Below are 22,631 nucleotides of genomic sequence, written 5' to 3' on the forward strand. Positions count from 1 at the left end.
GAAAGGCACCCTCGACCCGGAGCGGGGAATGGTCCATCTTGCGGCCCCTCCCCGTTCTTCACTGTCTGACCGGTGCCCCATGGATCCCGCCCTCGAACAGCGTCTTATCGAAGAACGTCTGGCCGATCTCGAAAGCCGTCTCGCCCACCACGAGCGCATGGCCGAGGAGATGTCGGAGGTCATCTTCGCCCAGGGCCAGACCATCGACCGCCTGACCGCACAGCTGAAGCGCATGCGCGACCGCGTCGAGGCGGCGGAGTACGCGCTAGCCTCGCCGCAGGACGACCGGCCGCCGCCGCATTATTGAGGGTGGGAATTGCTAGCGATGCCCCCTCCCCCTCCATCGGACGGACCTTCGGCCCGCCGAGAGCGGGAGAGGGGACTGCCGCCACGATGCAAATCGCCCCCTCTCCCTCGAAGAGCTATGGCATTCACACATCTCGCCTCTGCGAAATGGCAGCAACCACCAGTGGTGAAAAGCCCTTCTCCCCTTGCGGGAGAAGGGTTGGGATGAGGGGTGCAGCCGGCCGAAGGCCCGTGGGAATCAAGTTTCCGCCCCTCACCCCAACCCCTCTCCCGCAAGGGGAGAGGGGCTTTCATCAATGTTAAGTTGCGCGTCTTTTCGCAAATGCGAAATGTGTGCATCCCGTAGCCCTCGAAGAGGGGGAGGGAGGGACCCGCGGCGAAGCCGTGGGAGGGTGGGGGCACAGGCACCTAGCCGCCCTTACCCCACCCCCTCGACCACCACCTCCGTCATCATCCCCGTCGCCATGTGCAGCAGGTTGTGGCAGTGGAGCGGCCAGCGGCCGGGGTTGTCGGCGTCGAAGGCCACCGTCACGCTGCCCATCGTCGGCACCAGCACGGTGTCGCGCACCGCCCCCACCACCGGGCGGCCATCGATCGCCACCACCTGGAAATGATGGCCGTGCAGGTGCATGGGGTGCGCCATCATCGATGGGTTCTCAAAGGTCAGTTCCACCCGCTGGCCCTGACGTACCACCAGCGGCGCATGCGTGCCGAAGGTCCGGTCGTCCAGGCTCCAGACATAGGGAGCCATCGTTCCGGTCAGCCGCACCCGCGCCGTCCGATCCGTTGCACGGGTGCCGAGTGATTGTTCGGCGACGAGCCGTCGCTCCAGCGACAGGTCGAGCGCTTCGGTCGCGGCCTCTCCCTGTTCCGCCACCCGCTGCACAATGGCGCCGGGCGTGGCGAGGATGAGGCCGGTCCGCTGCGCCGCGCCTTCGCGCAGGGCAAGGATCGGAAAGGCACCGCCTTCGGAGGGCAGCGTCAGCCGGATGTCGAGCCGCTGCCCCATGCTGATCCCGAAGCGGTTGCCGGCAACCGGCTGCACCGGATTGCCGTCCGCCGCGACCACCTCACCAGTCAGGCGCCCCAGATCGAGATGGAAGGCGGTTGATGTGGCACCGTTGATCACCCGCAGCCGCACCCGGCCGCCCCGCTCCACCCGGACCACCTCGGGGTCGGCAACCGTGCGGTCGTTGGCGAGATAGGCGTCATACTCGACGTCGTTCAGGTCCATCGCCATGCCGCCGTGGTTCATGGAGCCGTGATTCATGCCGCCGTTGTTCATGGCGCCATGCCCCATGGAGCCGTGGGAGCCATGTCCCATCTGGCCGTGACCGCCATGCCCCGTCCCGCCGGCCGATCCGGTCAGCGCGGCCAAAACCTCGGCCGGATCGCGGAAGGTGAAGTCGTGCAGCAGGACGATCACCTCCTGCTCGTCGGCACGGAGGTCGTCGGCACTGCGGACCACCAGCGGGGCGGCCATCAGCAACTGTTCCTGCAGGCCGTGATGGGAATGCATCCAGTGCGTCCCCGTCCGCGGCGCGAAGTCGTAGCTGGCGGAAGCGCCGTCGCGGATGGTCGGGCGGTTGATGTCGGCCACGCCGTCCTGGGCATAGGGCGGCGTCTGGCCATGCCAGTGGATCACCGCCTCTTCCCCCGCCCGGTTGGCGAGATCGACCAGAAACCGCCGTCCGGGGTCGAGGACGAGTCCATGCGTGCCGTCGGGCTGGCGGATTCCGAACACGCTCGCCGCCTTGCCGTTCACCTCCAGCGTGCGGCGCTCGATGATCAGGCCGACGGGGCGATCCGTGGCCGGCGCGGCGGCCAGGGCGGAGCGGGGAAAGGCGGGCAGCAGGGCGGCACAGCCGCCGGCCATGGCCGTCGACAGCAGACGGCGGCGCGAAAGCGCGAGAGTCATTGCGGACACCGGTAATTCGAGTTGGGGGAAAGTGCCGAAGGCGCCGTCAAGCCCCGAACCGGCGCGGACGGCGCGAACGCCTCATCCCAGCCGCGGTGGCGGCAGGTCGGGGCGCACCCCCTGCCCTTCGCGCAGCGGTCCGGCGGGCCAGCCCGGCATCGACCTCGCCAGTTCCACCGGAGCCATCAATCCTTCCACGGGTGCCGCCATGGCCATGACGGCGCATGCCATGCCGCCGCAGCAGGGTTGCGGCACACCATGCGGGCCGGCTCCCTGATGGCCTGACCCTTGCGGGTGGACCGGAACCGGGCACACATGCGCAGCCTTCGCAACGGGCTGCACATGATGCTGCGCCATGGCTGCGTCCGAAGGGCTGCCGCCGTCATGCGGGCATGCGGCGACGGCGGTGCCCTGCCACAGCAGCAGGCCGAACATCGCCAGGGCCACCGCCCCCGCGATACCCGTCAGCTTCCGCAGCCAGTCGGCGACGCAGATCGGCACCGCAATGCTCCCGCTCGTTACCAAGCCTTTTCAGATAGGACGTCGGGTGGATGCGGTCAATCGCCGCCGACAGCCGGACAGCCTAACCACCCATTCAGACCTAATACCAGCGGCTTTAGACATTGACCGCTGCCCACGAGCGTGAGGCGATTGAGCGAATGATTTCGGGTGCCTGGGCGAGAGCGTTCCACGCCTCGCAGCAGGCCTCGACGATGGCGGCATAGGAATCGAAGACGCGATGGCTGAGGTGGTTCTGTCGCAGGAACTGCCAGATGTTTTCGACCGGATTGAGTTCCGGGCAATAGGGCGGGAGATGCAGAAGGCTGATGTTTTCGGGCACGACCAGCTTGTCGCCCGGCTGGTGCCAGCCTGCGCCGTCGAGGATGAGCACCGCATGGTGGCCGTCGCTCACTTGGCCGCTGATCTCGGCCATGTGCAGGGTCATTGCCGCGGCGTTGGCCTTGGGCAGGACCAAGGCCGCGGCGGCGCCACGGCTCGGGCAGACGGCGCCGAACAGGTAGGCCCAGCTATGGCGCTGGTCGCGGGGCGCGCGTGGCCGGCTGCCCTTGGCGGCCCACACCCGGGTCAGGGTCCCTTGCTGGCCGACCCGGGCTTCGTCCTGCCACCAGAGCTCCAGCGGCTTGCCGCGGGCGGTGTCGGGGAGGGCGCCGGCAACCAGAGCGGCAAAGTTTTTTTGTGAGCCTCGAGCGCCTCGCCATCCTGCTGAGGATGCTGGGGGCGCACCGACAGGCGACGGAACCCCAGACGGCGCAACAGCCCGCCAACGCTGCGCTCGGCCAGCACCACGCCGAACCGGCGCTCGATCTTGCGGGCCAGATCGCACCGCCGCCACCGAACCACGCCATCCTCGGCGAGGTCCGGACCGGAGCGGACCCAGGACGCCACCTCCGCTTCCTGCTCCGCCGACAGCTTCGGCTTGGCTCCCGGTGCCTTACGATCCCGCAGCCCCGCCACGCCTTGGGCGTTGTAGCGGTGAACCCAATCCCGCAACGTTTGCCGATCCATCCCGCAAGACCGCGCGGCGTCCTCGCGAGATCGCCCCTCCAAAACCAGAGCTAGGGCGAGAAGGCGCCGCGCTACATCCGGATCGCCAAAACGCACCGCCCGCTGGCGCAACTCCGCTGAACTCAGCTCCAGCCGCGTGATCGCAATCGCCGCCATACCCGCCTCCTTCCGAGAGCTGGCAGCGAATCACAGGGCGGACCAAAAGGGAATCCACCGTGACGAGTCACACTTCAAAGCCGCTGGTATAAGAGTTTTCCCGAGCATGGAACTGCAACACAGCGCGCATATATTCGCGCTCACCCGAAACTACCCACCTCCGTCGTGACCATGTCCGCCTCCGCCCGTCCGGCCAACACCCCGCACACCGCGACCCGCCAGCTGCATTGCGCCTGCTGCGGCCGTCCATTCGTCCGTCCGTCGACGCGGGGGCCGGCACCGCTCTATTGCTCGGTGGATTGCCAGAAGCAGATGCGTGTCCGCTCGCGGGTGTGGAGCCAGCGCGACGATGCTCCGTTCGGCCTGCGGCGCGCGTCCTAGAACTTTCGATTTTCAGCGGATTTCGACGGTCGCGCTGTCGCTGTGGCCGTCCGCGTCGAGCACGGTGACGCGAACCAGCCCCGGCCCGTCCGGCCGCCAAACCACCTCGCGCGCGATGGGCGAGTGGGCGATGCGACGACCGTCGATCAGCCAGGACAGCGGCCGCCGCCCGCCGGTGGCGGTCAGAGTCATCGGCTCCCCCTTTCCGTCCGGCCCCAGCGCTTCCAGCACCATGTCGCTGACCGGGAAGGTCAGGCGCAGCCGGTCGGCCTGGCGCGGCCCGGCAATCTCGACATCGCCGGGCCGCAGGCGCCGCAGGAGTTCCGGCGGAGTCTCGTTGCGGACCGGGCCGGCGGGCCGGCCGCGGTCGGCCGGAAGCCGGTCGAAGACCTCGAACAGCAGCGGTGCCGCGGTGTTGCGGCCGTAATGGTCGGGACTGGGGGTGCCGTCCGGGCGGCCGACCCACACCCCGACCGTATAGCGCCCGGTCACGCCGAAGGCCCAGGCGTCGCGAAAGCCATAGCTGGTGCCGGTCTTCAGCGCCACCGGCCCACTGCCGCGCAGCTCCTGCGCCTGCACCACGCCCGGCGGCGGCGGCGAGCCTTCCAGGATCGCCCGAACCTGCTGCGCCGCAGTCGCCGACAGCAACCGATGTTCCGCCCCACCCGGCTCGTCGGTCCTGGTCCGCAGCGGCGCAACCAGCCCGTCGCGGGCAAGCCCACTGTAGAGCGCCGTCATGCCCCACAAGCTGATCGACGCCCCGCCCAGGGCCACCGGCAGGCCCGGCAGCGCCGTGCCATGGGGCAGCACCAGCCTTGTACCGGCCCGCCGCAACGCGTCGGCGAAGCGCAGCGGCCCCACCCGGTCGAGCACCAGAACCGCCGGCACATTGAGCGAGCGTTGCAGCGCTTCCATCACCGTCAGGTCGCCGGTGAAGCTGCGGTCGAAATTGCGTGGCGCCCAGTCGCCGAAGCGGGTGGACACGTCGGCGATCTGGGTCAGCGGGTGGATGATGCCGTCGTCGAAACCCAGCCCGTAGATGAAGGGCTTCAGCGCCGATCCCGGCGAGCGCACCGCCCGCACCATGTCGATGGGTCCCTGCCGCGTCTCGTCCAGAGCATTGGGACTGCCGAGATAGGCCAGGACCGAGCGGTCGCGGTTGTCCACCACCAGCACCGCCAGCCCGGCCTGCGGATTCAGCGTCTCCGCGGCCCGGCGGCCAAGCGCCTCGACCGCCTGTTGCAGCGTGCCGTCGATGGTGGTGGCGATCACCGCCCGGCCGGGATCGGCGCTGCGCAGCCGGTCGGCAAGATGCGGGGCCGAGGCCGGCAGGGATAGCCGCACAGACGGCACCGGCAGCGACTTCGCCTCCGCCACCGCCTTGGGCGACAACGCGCTGGCCTCCGCCACCCGGTCCAGCACCTTGTCGCGCGCCGCCTGCGCCCGCTCCGGATAGCGGTCCGGCCGCAGCCGCGAGGGCGATTGCGGCAGGGAGACCAGCAGCGCGGCCTCCGCCGCGTCCAACTCCACCGGCGGTTTGCCCAGCAGCATCAGGGAGGCCGCGCGAATCCCCTCGATGTTGCCGCCATAGGGGGCGAGCGTCAGATACATGCCGAGGATGTCGCGCTTGCTGAACCGCCATTCCAACTGCGCCGCCCGGGCCGCCTCGATCAGCTTGGCGGTAAAGGTGCGCGGTCGCGGCTCCAGCAGGCGGGCGACCTGCATGGTGATGGTGGAGGCGCCGGAAACCACCCGCCCCGCCCCCAGATTCTGCGCGGTCGCCCGCAGCACCGCCAGCGGATCGACACCGGCATGGCTTTCGAACCGCCGGTCCTCATAGGCCAGCAGCAGCTCGACGAACAAAGGCGACACGTCCTCGACCGTCGCCGGCAGACGCCACGCGCCGGCCGCATTGGTGAAGACGCGCAGCGGCTGGCCCCTGCGGTCGGTGACGATCACCGACAGGTCGGCCAACCGGTCCAGCGGCGGCGGGAACAGCCGGTCGAGCGCCAGCGCCGCACCAAGCAGGGCGGCGGCGCCGGCTGCCGCCATACCCGTCCGTCTGACCCAATGCTGGCGAAACCACCTCCGCAATCGTCACTCCGCCGGATGGACCGTGATCCGCCCGGTGGTCTGGCGAGCGAAGAAGCGCGGCTTGTACATGTCCTCCATGGTCGCTCCCGGCAGCTCGTAGGTGCCGGGGGTGATGGCGCGGACGATGAAGGCCAGCTTGAAGGTCTGCTGATCCTCCGTCAGGTCCACCGCGGCGACATAGCGGTCGTCGCGCGCCTCGGTCGTGCGGGTGTAGCTGAGCTCGCCCAGCCACTGCATCTCCTCCGGCGTGCCGCCGCCCAGCTTGGCGTTCTCGATCTCCCAGCCGGCGGGCAGCGCGTGGGTCACGATCCCCTGGTGGAACAGCTTGGTGTTCGCCTCGCCCTCCAGCACGATGACAAAGACGTCGTTCTGCCTGATGCTGTCGAGGTTCAACACCTCGCCCTTGCGGGTAAAGAAGTTGCGCTTGATGCGCAGCCCCTCGCGCGCCGCCGGCTGCGGCGCCACCGGCACGCCGGACAGCGACACCGCCTGCCACACCGCCGCCTTGCCCGAGTTGGCGACCGGGATGCCGGCCTTCAGCTGTGTCAGAGTCGGAGTCAGGTCGACCCGCGCGCCGTCGCGCCGGGTGCCGCCCAGCGTCACCTCCACCTTGGCCGGCGCGCTGCGCAGCAGCGCGTCGGCGGCCAGCACCGACCACGCCTTTTCCTGCGTGTTGGTGCGGTTGGCGGCGGTGGCGGAGGCAGGAAGCCGGTCGATCAGGGCCGGAATGCGGTTGCCGGCCATGTTGACCTCGGTCATCAGCGCCACCAGCGCCGCGGCGTCGCGGACGGTGGAGCCGTAATCGACATGCCAGTCCTCGCGCGCCAGATGGCCGACCGCGCTGTCGAAGGCGCTGGCCGCCCGCTCCTGGTCGCCCATGCGGGCCAGCGCCGCCCCGAGCTGCCCCTTGGCGAGCGGAGTCGGCAGCTTCTCCAGCGCGGTGTCGTGCAGGTAGCGCGCCGGTCCCGGCAGCGACACCCCGGCCAGCGCCAGCGTGTGCAGGGCATAGGCGCGCACCGTCAGATCCGCCGGCTCCGTCGCGCTGGCGATGGCGCGCTGGCGCAGCCAGGACAGCGCGTCGGTCAGCGGCTTGTCCGGCACCGCCTCGCCCTTCTGCTTGGCGCGGATCAGGAACTCGGTGGCATAGGCGGTCAGCCAGCCGTCGGCCTCGTCCTGGGCGCCCCACAGACCGAAGGCGCCGTCGAAGCGCTGCTTGTCCAGCGTGCGGGAGATCGCCTGCTGGACCCGCGCTTCCAGCCCGTCGTCCGGCTTGCGGTCCTTGCCCAGCGCCAGTTCCACGTCGCGCACCACCAGCAGCGGCAGGGCGCGGCTGACGGTCTGCTCCAGGCAACCGAACGGATAGCGGTCGAGTGCCCGCAGGATGCCGCCGACATCGAAGGGCGGCGCCGTGGTGAAGCTGGCCGACCAGTTGGTCGTCCCCGGCAGATAGGTGGCAAGCTCCGCCCCGTCGAAACGGACGCTCTCGCCGGGTGCGATCTGGCGGGTGACGAACTGGGTCTCGACCGCGCGGGCCGGGCGCACGGTGATGCCGTACTCGTGGCTCAGCGCCAGAGTCTCCGGCCCCTTCACCGCGACGGCGACATGGCCGATGCCGGCGGCGACGCCCTTCAGCGGCACCACCAGGGTCTTGCGCTCGCCCTTCGCCAGCGGGACCGACAGGTTGCCGCCCTCCACTGACACCGCATCGCGGGCAGTGACCGCCACCTCATAGGTGCCGGCCGCCGCCTCCACATTGTGCAGCGACAGCGTCACCCGGCTGTCGTCGCCGGGGGCGAGGAATCGCGGCAGGATGGCGTCGGCGACCAGCGGATCGCGCACCGTCACCGGCCCGGCGGCGGAGCCGACCCGGCCACGGCTGTAGGCCACCGCCATCAGTCGAAGCTCGCCGTTGAAGTCGGGTACGTCGAAGCCGATGCGGGCGGTGCCGTCGGCGCCGACCTTCACCGGCCCCTGGAACAGCGAGACCACGGTGAAGGGCACCACCGGCAGACCGGCGCCGCTGGAATCGCCGCCCTGGCGCATCGCGCCATAGGGGCCGTCGAGCGGGTCGATCAGCCGGCCGTAATCGTCGCGGATGTCCAGACCCAGTCGGCGCTTGCCGAAATAATGCTTCTCCGGCTGCGGGCTGGCGAAGTCGGTCAGCCGCAGGATGCCCTCGTCCACCGCGGCCAACGTGACATAGGTGTCCTCCATCGACCCGCCATCGGCGGCGGCCACCTTCACCCCGACCTCCAACCGGCTGAGCGGGCGGATCACCTGCGGCGCGTCCAGCGTGACTGCCAGCGTGCGGACCGACGGATCGACGCCGACCCAGGCGACGCCCATGGCACGCACCGGCTGACGCTCCCGCCCCTTGACCGGCGGACGGTAGGCGGTGGCGGTGACATAGGCGCCGGGACCCCAGGCGGCATCGACCGGGATCTCCACCGTCGTGCCCTCGGCCGGAACCGAGATGGTGCGCACGTCAAAGATGCGGTCGGTCGCCACCGTCACCAGCAGCTCGCCGGCGAAGGGCGGAGCGACGCGGATGCGGGCGGTCTCGCCGGGTTTGTAGGACTGCTTGTCGGTGGAGACCTCCAGCTTGTCCGGAATGTCAGCGGTCTCGTCGCCGCTCGCCCAGCCGGAATAGAAGCGGTAGGAGCTGGCGACGCCCGCCGCCTTGTCCGTCACCTCCAGCCGATAGCGGCCGAACTCGCGCTTGCCCAGCGTCACCTGTGCCGGCTTGTCGGCGGCGACGTCGACGGTGCCGGACGCCAGCGGCACGTCGCGCACGGTGGCGTTGTAGCTGTAGCGGCCGTCGCGGCGGAACCAGACGAAGGAGACCCGCTCCTCCACCAGATCCCACCTGATGCCGGGCTTGGCGATGGCGCTGCCGTCAGGCGCTACGGCGACGAGGTCGAAGGCGGCCTCCGCTCCCTCGCCGATGCGGCCATCGGAGAAGCGCGGGCGCAGGCCCAGCGCATGGGTCTTCGGACGAACCGGCACGCTCACCGACTTGTGGACCGGACGCCCGCCCGGCTCCGACAGGGTGACGCGGATGTCGGCCCGCAGCGGCTTGCTGGTGTCCGGCACCTCCGGCAGCGTCACCGCGATGCGCGACACGCCCTGCTCGTTGGTGGTCGGGAACTCCAACGGGTCGAGCCGCTCGGTCGGGTTGTCCTGCACCCGGCCGAACCGGTAGTCCTTGAAGGCCGGATAGGGCAACGGGTCGGTCTTCAGCGCCACCTCGGCGGTGCCGTCCAGCCCGGCGGCCGGCGGACCGTAGAGGAAACGGCCCTGCGCCGTCACCTCGAAGGGCTGGCCCGGCACCAGGATCGGCGCGCCGGCGGTCAGGTCGAGCGCCAGCTTGATCGGCACGAAATCCTCGACCTGGAACTCGCCACGGCCGATCGGCTCGCCCTTCGGATCGCTGTAGACCAGCACCTCCCAGCCGCCGAGCGGCGCGGTGCGGGTCAGCGTCAGCGGCAGGAAGAAGCCGCCGGCCTCCCGGCCCTTGAGGGCACCGCTGAAATATTCGGTGCCGCTGGGACGCAGCACCTTCACGGTCAGCGGGAAGTTGTCGACCGCCTCCGTCTTGTCGTCGCGCAGCAGGATCGACAGATTCACCGTCTCGCCCTGGCGGTAGACGCCGCGGTCGCTGTAGACGAAGGCGTCCATCGGCCCCGGCGCCTGACGCCCGCCGACACCGCGGTCGCTGAGGTCGAAGGCGGCGCCGGTCAGATCCTGCATGGCGAAATCGGTGCCGAGATAGGCCATCACCATCTCGGGCGCGTTGCCGCCGGTCTTCAGCAGGCCGGGCGCAAAGCGGGCACGGCCGAACTCGTCGGTCCTGGCGCGGGCCAATTCGGCGTTGTTGCGGGCGATCAGAGCCACATCCACTCCCGGCAGCGGCTTGGCCGAGCCGAAGGAGCGGGCGAAGACGGTCAGCCCATCGGCACCGCGGAAGCTGGTCAGGCCGATGTCGGACAGCAGGACCCACTGGGTCGCCAGCGCCTCCCAACGGTCGGACTCCTCAACGTCATGCGGACGGGCGGTGACGACATAGAGGCCGGCCTTCGGGTCGTCGCCCACCGCCTGCCGGAACGGAATGGCGGCGGTGACGTCGCGGTTGCGCTCCCCCTTAACATCCAGCGAGCCGGACCACACCAGTTCGCCATTCTCCTGGGCCAGCCGGTCGGCGGCATAGCCGGTCAGTTCGCTGAAGAGGCTGGCGTCATACTTGTTGGACACCAGCGCACGGTCGGCGATTCGGTAGACCGAGACGTCGAGCCGGTCGGTGTTGACGCTGACCACCGGGATGCCGTCGGCACCCTTGCGCGGCAGGATATAGGCGGAGCCGCGGAAGGCGGCCATCGACGGCCGGTCGGGCACGCGCACGCGCTGGATCTCGTCGGCCTTGAGCGTCACGCCGTCCTCGCCGGGCAGGCCCTGGCGCAGGGTGACGGTATAGCCATTGCCGTGGGTGACGCCGCGCAGGCACAGACTGTTCTCCCGCGCTTCGAGCGCTGTCTTGGTCGACGGCTCCACCCGGACGTAATCATCGAAACGCACGCCCTGCTTACCGCTCAGCCGGTCGGAGAACTGGAAGCAGACGCGCGGGCTGCTGCCCTCGGCGTTGACGGTGACGCCGGTCATCGCCAGCCCGGCCTTGCGGCGCATGGCGACGAACCGCTCCTCCAGCTTCGGCGCCTGGGTGTCGAGGGTGGCCGCCTCCAGCTTCGGCGCCAACTGGCGGATGGCGTTCAGCGCCTTCACCGCCTCGTCCGGCTTGCCGAAGGCCTCGTCCATCAGGGTGGCGATGCGCCAGAGGATGGCGACGCGTTCCTCGTCCTTCGGGTTGAACTGGCCGGCCATGACGGCGCTCTGCAGCGCGCGGTCCTTGTTGGGCGGAGTCGCCGCCATCCAGGCGCCACTCAGCTCCAGCCAGACCGATGGCGAGCCGCCGCCCTGGGTGATGGTCTTCTCATAGGCCTGGATGGCGCCGGCCATGTCCTTGCGGTCGCGGGCGGCGCGCGCCTGCTTCAGCAGGTCGGCGATCACCTGCGGCTTCGGCTGCGGCGGCGATTTCAGCAGCAGCCCGTTGGCATAGGCGGTGGCATCGGACAGCGCCCCCGGCGGCGTGTAGTCGGCGCGGACCGGGGTGCCTAGGAAGGCCATCACCACGAGGACCCAGAGCAGCGTCAAAAGCCGTGCCATCATGTCGCCTTACCACCGGAAACGGGATGCTGCGTTTATAACGCCGATAATCGGATGCTGGCGATATGGCGAACCGCCGATTCACCGTTCGTCCGTCGGGTGAACTCGCGGCGCTTGTTCGTATGCGGCGGATCGGGTAACGATCCCTACCATCTGATCTGCGAGACGGTCGCAACGGGATGCTGGCTTATTGCCGCGGACTGCAGGAACGGTGGGGGCTGGCGCTTGCACTCGCGCTGGCGCTGAGCCTTTTCGTCCGCATCGCCGCTCCCGCTGCCGGTGCCGCCGACCGCGACGGCTATGTCGCCATCTGCACCGGCGGCGAAATCGTCTATCTCCCGGTCGACCGGGACGGCGTTCCCCTGCGGGACAGCGCTCCCCTGACGGATGCCGACGGCACCGACACGCAAAAGCTTTCTCCGCTGCATCTGCCTTGCAGCTGGCTCGGTCACTATGTCGCGCTGCTGCCGGCCATTCAGATGCCGGTCATGCCGCTTGCGATCCTGCTGTCCGCGGAGCTGCCGAAGCCCGACGGGCTCCCTCATCCCAAGGAGCGGAAGCCCTTCCAGTCCCAGGCCCCGCCATCCGGTCGTCAGCCGAAGCACTGAACAGCCCGAATTCCGGGCGTATCGCACTGCGACGACCGAATGGAAAATCATGACTGGACCTCTGCAAGGCGGAGCCATCGGCTCTGCGCTTTATCGTGCGCTGTGGCGCTGGCATTTCTTCGCCGGGCTGATCTGCGCCCCCATCGTCATCCTGCTGTCCGTCACCGGCGCCATCTATCTGTTCAAGGACGAGATCAACGACAGGCTGCATCGCGACCTGCGCATCGTCGCCCCCCAGACGACGGAGCGGCTGGCGCCGTCCGCCCTGGTCGCCCGGGCGCTGGAGGCCCATCCCGGCACGCTCAAGGGTTACGCCCCGCCCGCCGCGCCCGACCGTCCCGCCGAGGTGAAGATCGTCGGCGCCGACGGCCTCAAGGACATCGTCTATGTCGATCCCTATGACGGCCGGGTGCTGGGCAGCCTGTGGGATGGCGGTTTCGCCGGATCGCCAACCATGTATGTCGTGCGCAAGCTGCACAGCCTGCAATATGTCGGCTGGTTCGCCGAACGCATCGTCGAAGGCGTCGCCGGCTGGATGGTGTTGATGACCGCCTCCGGCATTTATCTGTGGTGGCCGCGCGGTCAGAAGGGCGGTGTCGTGACCGTCCGCGGCCGGCCGGGGAAAAGGATGTTCTGGCGCGACCTCCACGCCGTCACCGGCATTTTCGTCAGCGTGTTCATCGTCTTCCTGGCGATGACCGGCCTGCCCTGGTCCGGATATTGGGGCAAGCAGTTCTACAGCGCCGCCTATGCGGTCGGCATGGGCATGCCGGACGGTTACTGGGACAAGTATCCGGTCTCAACCGTGCCGCTGAAGGATACCGTCGACCGCGCCCCCTGGATCATCGAAAATCAGCCGACCCCGCTGTCGACGACGGCATCCGGCGTTCCCGCGAAGCTGGACGACGTGGTGCGGACGGTCGAAGAACTGGGAATGGCGCCGGGCTATGCCATCGTCATTCCGACCAAGCCGGACGGCGTTTTCACGGCATCGGTCTATCCCGACGACATCACGAAGGAGCGCGTCGTCCATCTCGACCAGTATACCGGCAAGCCGCTGTTCGACATGCAGTTGAAGGACCTCGGCCTGTTCGGCCGTCTGGCCGAATGGGGAGTCAGCATTCACATGGGACAGGCCTTCGGACTGGCGAACCAGTTGGTCTTGCTCGCCTCGCTGGTGGCGATGGTGGGGCTGACGCTGTCGGGGCTGGTGATGTGGTGGAAGCGGCGACCGGCGGGCAGCCTGGGCGCACCGCGATTGCCGGCCGGCGCCACCCTGCCGAAGGGGTTGATCGTCATCGCAATCGCAGGCGGCCTCTTCTTCCCGATGGTGGGCATCTCGATGCTGGCCTTCGCCGCCATCGAGGCCGCCGTCTTCGGAACCCGGAGATTGCGGACGGCCTGATCCGCCATCCCGTCAGGGCGAGGCCGGCGCCGGTCCGCCATCCAGCGCGGCTCTGACGAACGCCCGTTCGGCCAGGCTGCGGTGGCGGTCCCTGTGGCGCAGCAGATGGAAGGGCCGGGCCGGCAGGTCCAGCCCCTCCAGCGCCACGATCCGCCCCGCCGCCAGATCCTCCGCGACGATCAGGTCGGACAGCACGCTGGCACCGATCCCGGCGAGCAGTGCCGCGCGGATCACTCCGCCGCCGGGCAGGGTCATGGCGACATCCAGCCCGCCGGGGTCCAGACCCACGCCGCACATTGCCGCCTCGAACAGCGCGCGGGTGCCGGAGCCGGGTTCGCGCAGAATCCAGCGGCCCGCAGCCAGTGCATCGCGATCTACCCTGCCCAGCCCGGCCCAGGGATGTCCCGCCCCGACCACCAGCCGAAGCCGGTCGCCCACGATCGCTTCGCTGACCAGTGCCGAATCGGTCACCGCACCCTCGGCGATGCCCAGTTCGGCGCGGCCGTCGCGCACCGCCTCGGCGACCTGTTCGGTGTTGCCGATGGACAGGTCCACGCGGATGCCCGGATAAGCCGCGGCGAAGCGCAGCAGCCGCGGCGGCAGCCAGTGATTGCCGACCGTCTGGCTGGCCGCCAGCCGCAAGGAGCCACGCGACAGCCCCGACAGCTCGGCCAGCATGGTCCCGGCCTCTTCCACCTTCGTCAGGATGGCACGGGCCTGACCGTGCAGCAGCTGGCCGGCGGCGGTCAGCTCCACCCGCCGGCCGATACGGTCGAACAGGCGCAGGCCATGCTCCGCCTCCAGTGCGGCGATGGCGGCGCTGACCGCCGGCTGCGACAGGTGAAGCACCTCCGCGGCGCGGGTGAAGTGCAGCATTTCCGCCACGGTGGCGAAGATGCGCAGCTGCTCCAGCGTCACGCGAACAGGCCGGTGAAGGGCAGGAAGTCCACCAGATCGCCCGGCCGCACCGCGGTGGCCTCGGCCGGCATGTCGACCAGCCCGTCGGCCTCCACCATCGAGGTCAGCACGCCGGAGCTGTTGCTGGGGAACTTCACGGCCATCGGGCGGCCGTCCTTGCCACGTTCCAGACGGGCACGGAGGAACTCGCGACGGCCGGGCTTCTTGGTGAAGCTGAAGTCGGCGACCACCAGGCTGCGCGGCGTGGCGATGCTGGACGCCCCCGACAGGCGCAGAACCAGCGGCCGGCCGACCAGCAGGAAGGTGACCATCGCCGACACCGGGTTGCCGGGCAGCCCCAGGAAGGGCGTGTCGCCGACCCGGCCCAGCGCCAGCGGCTTGCCCGGCTTGATCGCCAGCGTCCACAGGTCGATGGAGCCAAGTGCATTGACCGCCGCCTTGACATGGTCCTCCTCGCCGACCGACACGCCGCCGCTGGTGACGATCAGGTCGGCGGTGCCGGCGGCGTCGGCCAGTGCCGCACGGGTGGCCTCCGGTCGGTCGGGCAGGATGCCGAGATCGCGCACCTCCACCCCCAGCGCGTCGAGCTGTGCCGCCAGCGTGTAGCGGTTGGCGTCATAGATGGCATGGTCGGGCTTCGGCGTCCCCGGCTCCCGCAGCTCGTCACCGGTGGAGAACAGCACCACCGTCAGCCGCTTGCGCACCGTCAGGCTGGAACGGCCGACCGCGGCGGCGAGACCGACCTCCTGTGCGCGCATCCGCTGGCCGGAGTGCAGCACGACGGCGCCGGCCGTCATGTCCTCCCCCGCCGAACGCACGTTGGAGCCCCGCTTCAGCGAGGCCGGGACCAGAACGGCGTCGCCGTCCGTCCGGCAATCCTCCTGCATCGCCACGGTATCGACGCCGGCCGGGACCGGCGCGCCAGTGAAGATGCGCACCGCCTGCCCCGGCCCGACGGTTCCCTCGAATTTGGAGCCGGCCGGCACGCGCCCGACGATGGCGAGGCGCCGGAATCCCTCCCCGGCGTCGGCGGCATAGGCCCAACCGTCCATGGCGGACACATCGGCCGGCGGCACATTCACCGGGGCCACCACCTCTTCCGCCAGCACGCGGCCGAGCGCCTGGCGCAGCGGCACCTCCTCCGTCCCGGTCACGGCGCCGTACCCCTGCGCGACGCGTGCGACCGCCTCGTCCAGCGACAGGGGGGTGGGGCCGTGTGCGGAGCAATCGTCCATGGTCTCGATGTCCTCGATAAGGGTGTCCGCCGACAAGCTGGTTCGCGTCGGCTATCGCGCTCGCCCGAAGGAGAGGCCAATCTGCAAGATCGCTACCGTCAACTGCAGCGCGCGACCTTGATCGACGTCAAGACCCTGTTTCGGCATGCGTTGCGTGCGCGGTCCTCCTATCCCCGCCGGTCAGGCCGTTTCCGTCCGCAGCCAGTCCAGATAGGGGGGATTGCCGCGCCCGACCGCGAGTTCCACCACGCAAGGGGTGTCGTAGCCGTGCAGGTCGCGCACCCGTGCGGTCAGCCGGTCGAACAGCGAGGACCTTGTCTTGGCGATCAGCACCGCCTCCTCCGCCTGTTCGACGGCGCCGTTCCATCGATAGACGGAGGTCATGCCGTCCAGAATGTTGACGCAGCCGGCCAGACGCTCCTCCACCAGGGTGCGGCCGATGCGGAGCGCCTCGTCCCTGGACCCGGCGGTGATATAGGCGAAGACGAGAGGGTCGGTGCCGGTCTCTGGCATGGAAGGGCTCCTCCTTTTCGATGCATCCGGAATGCGCTTTCGCGTAGGATGCCCGCACTTTGCCACAGCCCCCGCCGGGGCCGGCAATCCCCTGTCCCTTCCCGCATCCGCAAGAGTCGCCCGTCCATGGCCAAGCCCCGCCGTTCCCCGTCCCGCAGCGCCCCGTCAGATGTCCAAGGGGCCTGGCTGCGCCGCGGTCTGAACCAGCCGGGCGGCAAGCTGCCGCTGTTCGACGAGCGCGGGCAGCGCGTGAAGAAGGCGACGGTCGAAGCCTGCCTGAAGGCCGGCTGGGCGGAACGCTGGTTCGACAACCCGCTGAAGCCGGACTGGCTGGTCTGCCGCCTGACCGAAGCCGGCCGCACCGCTCTGTCCGGGAATGTCCGCGACGACGAAACCTCCGCCGACGGGACGGAGGACGATGCACGCCAGGGCGCGCTGATTTGAGTCGATTTGTGGGGAGGCGGTACGGCCGCCCCTGCCCTGCCCTTACTGGGCGGCCTGGGCGACGCCGTTGATGCGCTTGATCCGAAGCTGCCGGTCGACCTCGGCCTGCAGCTGGCGCGGGGTCACCGGCTTGTGCAGCACGGACACGCCATGGGCGGAGACGTCGGCCAGCGTATCGATGCCGGTCTCGCCGGTGAGGATCAGAGCGGGAATCTCCGCCCCATAGCGTTCGCGCACCCGGCGGATCACTTCGGTGCCGACTCGCCCCTCGCGCAGCCGGTAATCGGCGATGACGATGTCCGGCGCCCGGTCCAGTGCCTCCAGCCGGTCCATCGCCCGGTCGGGGCCGTCCGCCGCGACCACGCGGAATCCCCACTCGGTCAGCACCGTTTGCAGCCCCAGCAATACCACGGCGTCGTCATCGACCAACACGGCCAGCCGCGGCCGGTCGATCACCGGCCGGCGATCCACCCCGCCCGCGCGGGTCGGGATGAGGCGGGCCGGCGCCAGCGGCACCAGCACCCGGAAGGCGGAGCCCTGTCCCTGCACCGAGCGCACCTGGACCGGATGGTCGAGCAGTTGCGACAGCCGCCGGACGATGGCAAGCCCCAGCCCAAGGCCGCGCAGCCGGTCGCGCTCCGGATTGCCGACCTGATGGAACTCCTCGAAGATGCGGTCGAGATGTTCGGGCGGAATGCCGATGCCGGTGTCCTGCACCTCGATCGCCAACCTCTCGCCATCCACCCGGCAGCGGATGCGGATGGCGCCAGCCTCGGTATAGCGCAGGGCGTTGTCGACCAGATTGCGCAGCAGCTGCATCAGCAGGCCGCGGTCGGTGCGCAGAACGGCGTCGCAGCCCTCCACCCGCCAGACCAGCGCCTTGGCGATGGCCTGCTCGGCATAGGCGGCGTCGAGCGCGTCGGTGATTTCGCTGGCGGCAAAGGTGTCCAGCACCGGCGTCACGACGCCGGCCTCCAGCCGGGAAACCTCCAGCAGGCCGTCCAGCAACCCCTTCATGGTGTCCAGCCCCTGGTCGAGCCGGGACAGCAGGTCGCGCCCGTTGTGGTCGCCGACATGGCGGGCCAGGGCCGCGGACAGGAAGAACAGGGCTTGCAGGGGTTGGCGGAGATCGTGACTGGCGGCGGCGAGAAACTTCGCCTTTGCGAGATTGGCGCGCTCGGCCTCCTCCCGGGCGGCGTCGCGCTCCGCTTCCAGTGACTGAAGGCGATGAATGAGACTCATGCGACCACGGCTCTCACGGAGGATGGGGGTCCCGAAGGCGCCCCGTTTCCATTTTAAAACAGAACCGGGGTTAATGTTAAACTGCATTAACCATAACTGTGCTGCAGCGCGCAACCCCTCCCAGGCATATGTGCCGCATGGGCAGGGTCGATGAAGAAAAGGTTAATGCCTGTGCATATGCGAAAGCCCCGGCAATCTTCCGAGGCTTTCCGCATTTGGGACTCAGATGGGCCACCGCCCGCCAGACGCTTTGGGCAATCCCTTCGATAGCCAGACTGTCAGAAGCCGCGGCGAACCGCATTGTGGATCTCGCCCCGAGTCAGACCAATGTCGGACAGTTCGGCGTCGGACATATGGTGCAGCTCGCTTTCCGCGCGGCGAAGTTCAATCCGTTCGCGGACCCAATGAACGACCCGTTGAAAGACAGTGCTTCCCTTTGTTCCAGCGCCAAACAATTCGCCGGACGTTGACTGCATCGAAGAATAGGCCATGATGAACTCCTGCGCTTGGCGCTCGATTACATGAGCCTATTTTGCCTTTTGCACCCGCGAAATCAATGGTGGGGCCTCTGCGGCGCGGCGGCGGCAGACCTGCGCGAATTCGATAGAACCTTCGTAGGCAAATGGATCCAGATCAAAGCGGGAACAAAAAAACGCGCGGAGGTTTCCCTCCGCGCGTCTTCGAAAACAAAGGCTTGGGCGCCAACCGGCTTACTTGACGGCCGGCTTGCGCGACAGGTTGTGGTGCGCCTCGATGTAACGGACCGTGCCCGACTTGGAACGCATGATGACCGAGTGGGTGTAGGCGCCGCCCGGAACGCGGCGGACCCCCTTCAGCATGGCGCCGTCGGTGACGCCGGTGGCGGCGAACATGACGTTGCCACGCGCCAGCTCGTGCAGGCTGTACTTCTTGTCCAGGTCGGTGACGCCCCACTTGGCGGCGCGGGCGCGCTCGTCGTCGTTGCGGAACAGCAGACGGCCCTGGAACTGGCCACCGATGCAGCGCAGCGCCGCAGCGGCCAGCACGCCTTCCGGCGCACCGCCGGAGCCGACATACATGTCGACGCCGGTGCCGGCCTGGCTGGTGGCGATGACGCCCGACACGTCGCCGTCGTTGATCAGCATGATGCGCGCGCCGGCTTCACGGACGCGGGCGATCAGCTCGGCATGGCGCGGACGGTTCAGGATGCAGACCAGCAGCTCCTCGACCTCGGTGCCCTTGGCCTTGGCCAGCGCCTTCAGGTTGTTGGCGGGCGTCTCGTCCAGGTCGACGACATTGTCCGGCAGGCCGGCGCCGACAGCGATCTTGTCCATGTAGACGTCGGGGGCGTTCAGGAAGCCGCCCTCTTCCGCCATGGCGATGACGGCCAGCGAGTTCGGGCCGCCGGTGGCGCAGATGGTGGTGCCTTCCAGCGGGTCGAGTGCGATGTCGACCTTCGGGCCGGAGCCGATGCCGGCACCGACCTTCTCGCCGATGTACAGCATCGGGGCTTCGTCGCGCTCACCCTCGCCGATGACGACGGTGCCGTCGATGTAGAGCGTGTTCAGAGCCTGGCGCATGGCGTCGACCGCGGCCTGGTCGGCCAGCTTCTCATCGCCGCGACCCATCAGCAGCGAGGCCGACAGGGCGGCGGCCTCGGTCACGCGGACGGCCTCCAGCGCGAGGTTGCGGTCCATGTGGGACAGGTCGACATGCGTAGACGGCGTAGACATCGTGTGCTCCCCCCGACTCTTCGGTCGTATCAGGCTGTGTTTGGTCAGGCTGTGCTTGGTTGTTGTGGGAAACGGTCCCGATCAGAACTGCTCGATCCGGATCATCCGCGGCGGCTCCAGCACGTTGTCGCTGGCCGCGATGGTCGCAAGCGCGCGCTGCATGGCCGCCTCGTCGGTATCATGGGTGGTGAGGACAACCGGAACGCCTTCGCCCGGCGAGCGGCCGCGCTGCAGGAACTGCTCCATGGAGACGTTCTGGTCGCGCATCGCCGCTGCGATATCCGCTATCACACCGGGGCGGTCCACCACCATCAGGCGGACGTAGTACGACCCGCGGCGCGATTCCATCGGCGAGGGGGTTGCCGCGCCCAGCCGATCGGCCGGAACGCCGAAGGTGGGCGTAGACCGGCCGCGCGCGATGTCGATCAGGTCGGCGACCACCGCCGACGCGGTCGGGCCGGAGCCGGCGCCGCGGCCGACGAACAGCACCCGGTCGGCGAAATCGGCCTGGGCCACCACGGCGTTGAACACGCCGTCCACCGACGCGATGGGGGCGGTCTTCGGCACCATGCAGGGATGCACCCGCTGCTCGACACCCGCATCGGTGCGGCGTGCGATGCCCAGCAGCTTGATGCGGAAGCCCAGCTGGTCGGCATAGTCGAAATCGACCGCCGAGACCTGCCGGATGCCTTCGATGTAGACGGAGGGGAAGTCGACCGGCGTTCCGAAGGCGACCGAGGCGAGGATCGCCAGCTTGTGCGCGGCATCGACACCATCGATGTCGAAGCTGGGATCTGCCTCGGCATAGCCGAGGGCCTGGGCATCGGCCAGCACATCGGCGAAGTCGCGGCCGGTGGTCCGCATCTCCGTCAGGATGTAGTTGCAGGTGCCGTTCAGGATGCCGTGGATTTCCGATACGGCATTGGCTGCCAGACCTTCGCGCAGCCCCTTGATGATCGGGATGCCGCCGGCCACCGCCGCCTCGAAGGCGACGGTCAGGCCGCGGGACTCGGCCTTCCGGGCGATCTCGGTGCCATGAACCGCCAGCAGGGCCTTGTTGGCGGTGACCACATGCTTGCCGGTCTCGATGGCGGTGGCGACGGTGTCGCGCGCCGGACCTTCGGAGCCGCCGATCAGTTCCACCACCAGATCGGCGCCGGACTGGGCCGCCATGGCGACGGGATCGTCGAACCATTGGACCTTCGACAGATCGACGCCACGGTCCTTGCCCTTGGAGCGGGCGCTGACCGCGACCACCTCGATCCGGCGGCCGCAGCGCTGTTCGATCAGCGAGGCTTGGGCGTCCAGCAGCTTCAGGACGCCGGCGCCGACCGTACCGAGGCCGGCGACGGCGATTTTCAGGGGGGCTTGCTGGGCGTTCGACATCAGGCTTTCGCTTTCTCGGAATCCAGAAGGGCGGCGCGGGCCGCCGGGTCCTTGCTCGCCGCGACGCCACCGGCGTTGGAGCGGAAGAACTCCTTGATGTTGCGGGTCGCCTGACGGATGCGGTGGACATTCTCCACCATCGCCAGACGGACATGGCCGTCGCCATATTCGCCGAAGCCGATGCCGGGCGCCACCGCGACCTCCGCCTGCTGCAGCAGCAGCTTGGAGAACTCCAGCGAGCCCAGATGGGCGAACTGCGGCGGGATCGGCGCCCAGGCGAACATCGATGCCTTGGGGCTGGGGACTTCCCAGCCGGCGGCGGCCAGACCCTCGATCATCACGTCACGGCGCTGCCTGTACATGTCGCGGACCTGCTGCACGCAGTCCTGCGGACCGTTCAGCGCGGCGGCAGCGGCGACCTGGATCGGCGTGAAGGCGCCGTAGTCGAGGTACGACTTGATGCGGGCCAGCGCGGTGATCAGCGTCTTGTTGCCGGTGGCGAAGCCGATGCGCCAGCCGGCCATCGAATAGGTCTTCGACATCGAGGTGAACTCGACCGCGATCTCGCGCGCTTCCGGGATCTCCAGGATCGACGGCGGCGGGTCATTGTCGAAGAAGATCTCGGCATAGGCCAGATCGGACAGGATGTAGATGCCGTGCTTGCGGCAGAACTCGACGATCGGACGGTAGAAGTCCAGCCCGACCACCTCGGCCGTCGGGTTCGACGGGTAGTTCAGCACCAGCGCCAGCGGCTTCGGCACGCTGTGGCGCACGGCGCGCTCCAGCATGATCATGAAGCTGTCGATGTCGGTCGACGCCCCGTTCTCCATGCCCACCGGCAGGTGGCGCACCGAGGCGCCGGCCAGGATGAAGCCGAACGGGTGGATCGGATAGCTGGGGTTCGGCACCAGGATGATGTCGCCGGGGCTGGTGATCGCCTGGGCGAGGTTCGCCAGACCTTCCTTCGAGCCGATGGTGACGATGCACTCCGTCTCCGGATCGACATCGACGTTGAAGCGGCGCTTGTAATAGGCGGCATGCGCCTTGCGCAGGCCGGGGATGCCGCGGGAGTTCGAGTAGCGGTGCGTCTTCGGATCGCGCACGGCCTCGACCAGCTTGTCGACGATGTGCTGCGGGGTCGCCTGGTCGGGATTGCCCATGCCGAGGTCGATGATGTCGGCGCCGTTGGCCCTAGCTCGCGCCTTCATCGCGTTCACTTCGGCGAAGACGTAGGGCGGCAGGCGCTTGATGCGATGGAATTCGGTGTTGGACATGGACGCTCCGGAAGACCGCTCCGGTCACGCCACGAACCCAAGAGACCTGCGGACCGGGACTGACGTTCTACCGCCCTGACGCGACGGAAGCGAGGCAAATTTCGCGGGATGCGCGGCCGGCACGGCGCTTTGGCGGCAAGGCGCCCGGAACGGAGCGCCTTGATGCCAGGGCGGCGGGAGCGACGGGGAAATGCCGAGTATTTCTCTCAACTATATCGTGGTTAAACCTAACTGTGCCTTAACTCATTAGCTTCCATACCTTCATGGCGGAATGCATGGCAGAAGCACCCGCACG

18 protein-coding genes are annotated in these 22,631 nt (G+C 68.8%); 5 read left to right on the forward strand and 13 right to left on the reverse strand.

The annotated features are described in order from the left end of the window. Positions 1-79 precede the first annotated feature (79 nt). A complete protein-coding gene (locus AZOLI_RS06695; protein WP_014247842.1) occupies positions 80-307 on the forward strand; it encodes a SlyX family protein in 228 nt (75 codons plus the stop codon). Between the two features lie 417 nt (positions 308-724). On the opposite strand, the gene AZOLI_RS06700 is transcribed toward AZOLI_RS06695, so the two are convergent. From AZOLI_RS06700 to AZOLI_RS31015, 3 genes are all read right to left on the reverse strand, one after another. Continuing rightward, complete coding sequence (locus AZOLI_RS06700) at positions 725-2,224, reverse strand: multicopper oxidase family protein (protein ID WP_014247843.1); 1,500 nt, start codon at positions 2,222-2,224, stop codon at positions 725-727. A gap of 81 nt (positions 2,225-2,305) precedes the next feature. Continuing rightward, a complete protein-coding gene (locus AZOLI_RS06705) occupies positions 2,306-2,725 on the reverse strand; it encodes a hypothetical protein (RefSeq protein ID WP_014247844.1) in 420 nt (139 codons plus the stop codon). Between the two features lie 115 nt (positions 2,726-2,840). Further along, a protein-coding gene (locus AZOLI_RS31015) for an IS630-like element ISAli3 family transposase (protein ID WP_076611116.1) occupies positions 2,841-3,907 on the reverse strand; the annotation gives its coding sequence in 2 pieces (ribosomal slippage) (positions 2,841-3,421 and positions 3,421-3,907; 1,068 coding nt in all). 171 nt (positions 3,908-4,078) lie between these two features. Between AZOLI_RS31015 and AZOLI_RS06720 the strand changes: the two genes are divergently transcribed. Beyond that, on the forward strand, positions 4,079-4,288 hold the full coding sequence (locus AZOLI_RS06720; RefSeq protein WP_081505952.1) for a hypothetical protein: 210 nt from the start codon (positions 4,079-4,081) through the stop codon (positions 4,286-4,288). 12 nt (positions 4,289-4,300) lie between these two features. Here the strand turns inward: AZOLI_RS06720 and pbpC are convergent, their stop codons facing one another. Both pbpC and AZOLI_RS06730 read right to left on the reverse strand, forming a co-directional pair. Continuing rightward, positions 4,301-6,340, reverse strand: a complete 2,040-nt coding sequence (gene pbpC / locus AZOLI_RS06725; RefSeq protein WP_014247846.1) for a penicillin-binding protein 1C — start codon at positions 6,338-6,340, stop codon at positions 4,301-4,303. Positions 6,341-6,385: 45 nt separating this feature from the next. After that, a complete protein-coding gene (locus AZOLI_RS06730) occupies positions 6,386-11,602 on the reverse strand; it encodes an alpha-2-macroglobulin family protein (protein ID WP_014247847.1) in 5,217 nt (1,738 codons plus the stop codon). A gap of 176 nt (positions 11,603-11,778) precedes the next feature. On the opposite strand from AZOLI_RS06730, the gene AZOLI_RS06735 reads away from it, so the two are divergent. Next, positions 11,779-12,207 carry a hypothetical protein gene (locus tag AZOLI_RS06735; RefSeq protein WP_014247848.1) on the forward strand — a complete coding sequence of 143 codons (429 nt, stop codon included), beginning with the start codon at positions 11,779-11,781 and terminating at the stop codon, positions 12,205-12,207. A 49-nt stretch (positions 12,208-12,256) separates the two neighbouring features. After that, positions 12,257-13,612, forward strand: a complete 1,356-nt coding sequence (locus AZOLI_RS06740) for a PepSY-associated TM helix domain-containing protein (RefSeq protein ID WP_014247849.1) — start codon at positions 12,257-12,259, stop codon at positions 13,610-13,612. A 12-nt stretch (positions 13,613-13,624) separates the two neighbouring features. On the opposite strand, the gene AZOLI_RS06745 is transcribed toward AZOLI_RS06740, so the two are convergent. From AZOLI_RS06745 to cutA, 3 genes are all read right to left on the reverse strand, one after another. After that, on the reverse strand, positions 13,625-14,530 hold the full coding sequence (locus AZOLI_RS06745) for a LysR family transcriptional regulator (RefSeq protein WP_014247850.1): 906 nt from the start codon (positions 14,528-14,530) through the stop codon (positions 13,625-13,627). Further along, a complete protein-coding gene (locus AZOLI_RS06750) occupies positions 14,527-15,765 on the reverse strand; it encodes a molybdopterin molybdotransferase MoeA (protein ID WP_044550600.1) in 1,239 nt (412 codons plus the stop codon). Before AZOLI_RS06750 ends, AZOLI_RS06745 begins: the two co-directional genes overlap by 4 nt. Positions 15,766-15,945: 180 nt before the next feature. Further along, entirely contained in the window at positions 15,946-16,278 is a 333-nt protein-coding gene (cutA, locus tag AZOLI_RS06755) for a divalent-cation tolerance protein CutA (protein WP_014247852.1), read from the reverse strand. Positions 16,279-16,404: 126 nt separating this feature from the next. Between cutA and AZOLI_RS06760 the strand changes: the two genes are divergently transcribed. Beyond that, entirely contained in the window at positions 16,405-16,722 is a 318-nt protein-coding gene (locus tag AZOLI_RS06760; RefSeq protein WP_014247853.1) for a hypothetical protein, read from the forward strand. Positions 16,723-16,764: 42 nt separating this feature from the next. On the opposite strand, the gene AZOLI_RS06765 is transcribed toward AZOLI_RS06760, so the two are convergent. The 5 genes from AZOLI_RS06765 to AZOLI_RS06780 all read right to left on the reverse strand — a co-directional run bounded on the left by AZOLI_RS06765 (position 16,765) and on the right by AZOLI_RS06780 (position 22,336). After that, positions 16,765-17,964 (reverse strand): sensor histidine kinase, encoded by a 1,200-nt coding sequence (locus tag AZOLI_RS06765; protein WP_014247854.1) that lies wholly within the window; start codon positions 17,962-17,964, stop codon positions 16,765-16,767. 278 nt (positions 17,965-18,242) lie between these two features. Beyond that, positions 18,243-18,455, reverse strand: coding sequence for a DUF1127 domain-containing protein (locus AZOLI_RS31020; protein WP_081505914.1), 213 nt, complete (start codon positions 18,453-18,455; stop codon positions 18,243-18,245). Between the two features lie 219 nt (positions 18,456-18,674). Further along, a complete protein-coding gene (glpX, locus tag AZOLI_RS06770) occupies positions 18,675-19,676 on the reverse strand; it encodes a class II fructose-bisphosphatase (RefSeq protein WP_014247856.1) in 1,002 nt (333 codons plus the stop codon). Between the two features lie 81 nt (positions 19,677-19,757). Beyond that, positions 19,758-21,062, reverse strand: coding sequence for a homoserine dehydrogenase (locus tag AZOLI_RS06775; protein ID WP_014247857.1), 1,305 nt, complete (start codon positions 21,060-21,062; stop codon positions 19,758-19,760). Beyond that, positions 21,062-22,336, reverse strand: a complete 1,275-nt coding sequence (locus AZOLI_RS06780) for an LL-diaminopimelate aminotransferase (protein ID WP_014247858.1) — start codon at positions 22,334-22,336, stop codon at positions 21,062-21,064. The genes AZOLI_RS06775 and AZOLI_RS06780 overlap by 1 nt, the downstream gene beginning before the upstream one ends. Between the last annotated feature and the right edge of the window lie 295 nt (positions 22,337-22,631).

Origin of the sequence: Azospirillum lipoferum 4B (assembly GCF_000283655.1) — a bacterium.
Classification (GTDB): Bacteria; Pseudomonadota; Alphaproteobacteria; order Azospirillales; family Azospirillaceae; genus Azospirillum; species Azospirillum lipoferum_C.

Coding starts and splice junctions, on each gene's coding strand:
- AZOLI_RS06695 (WP_014247842.1), top strand. CDS start 80: ATGGATCCCGCCCTCGAACAGCGTCTTATCGAAGAACGTCTGGCCGAT.
- AZOLI_RS06700 (WP_014247843.1), bottom strand. CDS start 2,224: ATGACTCTCGCGCTTTCGCGCCGCCGTCTGCTGTCGACGGCCATGGCC.
- AZOLI_RS06720 (WP_081505952.1), top strand. CDS start 4,079: ATGTCCGCCTCCGCCCGTCCGGCCAACACCCCGCACACCGCGACCCGC.
- pbpC (WP_014247846.1), bottom strand. CDS start 6,340: ATGGCGGCAGCCGGCGCCGCCGCCCTGCTTGGTGCGGCGCTGGCGCTC.
- AZOLI_RS06730 (WP_014247847.1), bottom strand. CDS start 11,602: ATGATGGCACGGCTTTTGACGCTGCTCTGGGTCCTCGTGGTGATGGCC.
- AZOLI_RS06735 (WP_014247848.1), top strand. CDS start 11,779: ATGCTGGCTTATTGCCGCGGACTGCAGGAACGGTGGGGGCTGGCGCTT.
- AZOLI_RS06740 (WP_014247849.1), top strand. CDS start 12,257: ATGACTGGACCTCTGCAAGGCGGAGCCATCGGCTCTGCGCTTTATCGT.
- AZOLI_RS06750 (WP_044550600.1), bottom strand. CDS start 15,765: ATGGACGATTGCTCCGCACACGGCCCCACCCCCCTGTCGCTGGACGAG.
- cutA (WP_014247852.1), bottom strand. CDS start 16,278: ATGCCAGAGACCGGCACCGACCCTCTCGTCTTCGCCTATATCACCGCC.
- AZOLI_RS06760 (WP_014247853.1), top strand. CDS start 16,405: ATGGCCAAGCCCCGCCGTTCCCCGTCCCGCAGCGCCCCGTCAGATGTC.
- AZOLI_RS06765 (WP_014247854.1), bottom strand. CDS start 17,964: ATGAGTCTCATTCATCGCCTTCAGTCACTGGAAGCGGAGCGCGACGCC.
- AZOLI_RS31020 (WP_081505914.1), bottom strand. CDS start 18,455: ATGGCCTATTCTTCGATGCAGTCAACGTCCGGCGAATTGTTTGGCGCT.
- glpX (WP_014247856.1), bottom strand. CDS start 19,676: ATGTCTACGCCGTCTACGCATGTCGACCTGTCCCACATGGACCGCAAC.
- AZOLI_RS06775 (WP_014247857.1), bottom strand. CDS start 21,062: ATGTCGAACGCCCAGCAAGCCCCCCTGAAAATCGCCGTCGCCGGCCTC.
- AZOLI_RS06780 (WP_014247858.1), bottom strand. CDS start 22,336: ATGTCCAACACCGAATTCCATCGCATCAAGCGCCTGCCGCCCTACGTC.